This is a genomic window from Polaromonas sp. (assembly GCF_041689105.1).
GTDB lineage: Bacteria > Pseudomonadota > Gammaproteobacteria > Burkholderiales > Burkholderiaceae_C > Polaromonas.
Genome location: NZ_JBDNGU010000029.1, coordinates 1 through 2391, shown reverse-complemented (window position 1 = coordinate 2391; position 2391 = coordinate 1). Strand labels below are relative to the sequence as shown.

2 protein-coding genes are annotated in these 2391 nt (G+C 64.6%); both read left to right on the top strand.

The features are described from left to right. The first annotated feature begins 136 nt into the window (after nt 1-136). Entirely contained in the window at nt 137-1519 is a 1383-nt protein-coding gene (hemN, locus tag ACESMT_RS02715) for an oxygen-independent coproporphyrinogen III oxidase (RefSeq protein ID WP_372825012.1), read from the top strand. A gap of 13 nt (nt 1520-1532) precedes the next feature. Further along, nucleotides 1533-2225, top strand: a complete 693-nt coding sequence (locus ACESMT_RS02710) for a sulfite exporter TauE/SafE family protein (RefSeq protein WP_372825010.1) — start codon at nt 1533-1535, stop codon at nt 2223-2225. The last annotated feature ends 166 nt before the right edge of the window (nt 2226-2391 follow it).

Genomic DNA, 2391 nt, shown 5'->3' with positions numbered 1-2391 from the left:
GGGGGTTCCTTCATGGCGCTGCCTTTTCTGATCTGGATCAAATTGTCTGGCTCCGTTGTGGGGGTGCGTTTGATCCAGATCAAGCTCCCCTGGAGGTGCGCGCTGCACAGTCAGACATCACCATGAGAATCCTGCGATGACCTCTGAAATGCCCGTCCTGCTGCAACGATTTGACATCGCTGGGCCCCGCTACACCTCCTACCCGACGGCGGACCGTTTTGTCGAGGCTTTCAGCGCTGCGGACTACGGTCAGGCCCTGGTCCAGCGCCGCGATGGTCCATCCGTGCTGGCCTTGCCGCTGTCGGTGTATGTGCACATTCCGTTTTGCGAATCGGTTTGTTATTACTGCGCCTGCAACAAGATCATCACCAAGCACCACAGCCGGGCAGCGAGCTACCTGCGCTATCTGAGCCGCGAGATTGACCTGCACACGGCCCAGCTTGGCACGGGACAGACCGTGACTCAGCTGCATCTGGGCGGTGGCACGCCCACCTTCCTGTCCGACGACGAATTGCGCGAGTTGATGGCCATGCTGCGGCGCAGCTTTGCCCTTGCGCCGGGTGGCGAATACTCGATCGAGATTGACCCAAGGACGGTTGACGCCACGCGCTTGCGCGCCCTGGCCGATCTCGGCTTTAACCGTCTGAGCTTTGGTGTGCAGGATTTCGATCCGGATGTGCAAAAAGCCGTGCATCGCATCCAGCCGTTTGAGCAGGTCAGCGCTCTCATGGTGCAGGCGCGTGAGATTGGTTTCGACTCCATCAACATGGACCTGATCTACGGCCTGCCGCGCCAGACGCCCGAGTCTTTTGCGCGGACGCTGGCCCAGGTGGTGCAGTTGCGACCCGACCGCATCGCGCTGTACGCCTACGCGCATCTGCCTGAGCGTTTCAAGCCGCAACGACGCATCATCACAGCCGATTTGCCGGGGGCTGCTGCCAAGGTGGCCATGCTGACGCAGTCGCTCGCGGCTTTCATAGCCGCAGGTTACGTCTATATCGGCATGGATCATTTTGCGCTGCCCGAGGACGCGCTGGCCGTGGCCAAGCGCCAGGGTCGTCTGCACCGCAACTTCCAGGGTTACAGCACCCAGCCTGACTGCGACCTGATCGGCTTGGGTGTTTCGGCCATTGGCCGCATAGGTGCGACCTACAGCCAGAACGCCAAGACCATGGAAGAGTACTGTGACCATCTGGACCAGGGGCGGTTTCCGGTGGCACGCGGGCTGGCGCTGAGCCGTGATGACCTGGCGCGCCGCGCCGTGATCATGGCGCTGATGTGCCAGGGGCAGGTGCTGTTTGAATCGATTGAGCTGGCCTGGCTGCTTGATTTTCACAGCTACTTTGCCACCGAACTCAAGCAGCTGGGTGAGCTTGCTGAAGCGGGGCTGCTGGTGATGGATGACGCCGGTATCCAGGTCACGGCCCAGGGCTGGTTCTTTGTGCGGGCCGTGGCCATGGTGTTTGACCGCTACCTGCAGGCCGACCGCAACCGCGCGAAGTTTTCGCGCATCATCTGAACCGTCGCCGCGCATGAGCACCACGCTGGCTGTCACTGCGCTGTTGATGGGGCTGGCCGGTGGTCCGCATTGCGCGGCCATGTGTGGCGCGGCCTGCGCGGGCATTTCCCGGATGGGACCGCGCCAGGATTCCGGCTCATCTTCGCGCTCGCTCTGGAGTTTTCAGGTCGGCCGTCTGACGGGTTATTCGCTGGCGGGCGCCGCTGCTGCGGCCGCCGTCCAGAGTCTGGCCTGGCTCACCACACAAACAGCAGCGTTGCGGCCGTTCTGGACCCTGTTTCACCTGATCGTACTGCTCTGGGGCTTGATGCTGTTGACCCAGGCGCGCCAGCCGGTCTGGGTCAGCCATGCCGGCCGGGTAGTCTGGTCGCGTATCCGGCCGCTGGCTGCGGCGCGTGGCGGCATTTTCGCTACCGGCGCGTTGTGGGCCTTCATGCCCTGCGGCCTGCTCTACTCGGCGCTGCTGGTGGCCTCGCTCAGTGGCGGGCCGCTCCAGGGTGCGCTGTCAATGGCGCTATTCGCGGCCGGCAGCAGCCTGTCTCTGGTGCTCGTGCCACTGATATACGACAAGCTGCAGGGCCGGGGCAACCAGGCGCGGCAGGACTGGGGCACCCGGGCGGCCGGCGGTCTGCTGATTCTGGCGGCCGCCTGGGCCTTGTGGGCAGACGCCTTCCGCCGCTTTGCCGAGTGGTGCGGCCTCGGGTAGCTGGCCCCCACGCTTTTCACTTCGCGTAATGCGCTGCCCCCCGAGGGGGCCTTCGCGCCTTGGGACGGCCCGGCGGCGCGGCATGTCGCCCCCACGCTTTTCACTTCGTGTAATGCGCTGTCCCCCGAGGGGGCCTTCGCGCCTTGGGGCGGCCCGGCGGCGCGTC

Coding starts and splice junctions, on each gene's coding strand:
- hemN (WP_372825012.1), top strand. CDS start 137: ATGACCTCTGAAATGCCCGTCCTGCTGCAACGATTTGACATCGCTGGG.
- ACESMT_RS02710 (WP_372825010.1), top strand. CDS start 1,533: ATGAGCACCACGCTGGCTGTCACTGCGCTGTTGATGGGGCTGGCCGGT.